Origin of the sequence: Shigella sp. FC1967, assembly GCF_001743005.1 — a bacterium.
Classification (GTDB): Bacteria; Pseudomonadota; Gammaproteobacteria; order Enterobacterales; family Enterobacteriaceae; genus Proteus.
Window position 1 is genome coordinate 1 of sequence record NZ_MIIZ01001073.1, and the last position, 1028, is coordinate 1028.

At 31.6% G+C, this 1028-nt stretch carries 1 protein-coding gene; it reads right to left on the reverse strand.

Going from position 1 to position 1028, the window contains the following annotated elements; genetic code table 11:
- Positions 1 to 335 precede the first annotated feature (335 nt).
- A complete protein-coding gene (locus BHE89_RS18460) occupies positions 336 to 569 on the reverse strand; it encodes a T6SS effector amidase Tae4 family protein (RefSeq protein ID WP_128860711.1) in 234 nt (77 codons plus the stop codon).
- Between the last annotated feature and the right edge of the window lie 459 nt (positions 570 to 1028).

The window sequence follows — 1028 nt, forward strand, 5'->3', positions numbered from 1 at the left end:
GAATAAAAGAGTAAAAAGAATAAGCAGGAGTGAAAAATGATGGTGGTTTATTTAATAAATTATTAACTGTACTGCTTCGTTGTAAACCATCAATAGAAAAAAAGTAGAATAAATGTATAAAATGAAATAATTAAGATTGATAAGATATTTAAAAGTTTATCTCTCATAAAATCTCCCAAAAAAGAACTTTTTTGGTTTTTTCAAGGGATGTTACTCGCGCATTTGAACCAAATAAGGCAGTAAAACTTTCTGTAAAATTAGGAAACGTCACTCTAAAAAAAGAGCCTATTGTTCCACTACCGGCTAATTCACCTTTATTCCATAAATCAATATGGTCACCGGTTGCTATTTTTTTCTCCTGCCCGTAACCAATAATCCTGAAAGAATATGATACCAGTTTTACTTGATATTACACTTTCGTATGAGCTACCAGTTAATTCTATTGTTTTAGGATAACCTGCAAAAGGTTGATTTTGTAAATAATGACTTAATTCTTGTGCCCTAATTGCATGTATCCCTTTTTTTTGTTTTATCGTCAGGTGTTGGACAATGCCAACAACGAGTGCCACGAAAACTCCTCATGAGTATTCCACATTGATACAGTGCTTCACTGACATGTATAGCACTGTGATTTAAAAAAAACATCATCCTTTGTTTTAGGATCTTGATGTTCTACTGTTGTAGAAGGATAAGCATCCCATAGTTGTTCAAATTGTAAAACAGTGAGGGGAACTATTTTTATTGAATTTGAATCACTAGTAGTTTTTAGTTGTTGTTTTTTCTATTGGGCATTCTCTTCTCCTTGTTCTATTTTTTCTAGTGCTTCATCTCCCCCATAAAATTTTAATGTCAGTTCAATACCTGTTTCAAATCGCTCTGTTAATCCCATGTTATTTGTGTATCCGAATAAAACCTTACCATTATTTGATGTTATATAATAAGGATAATTAGGAATAGGTTTTCCTGTTTATTTATTAGTTGCTTTGATTGCTCATCGTGAATGGTATCAGGAAATTCAATTTCTAATG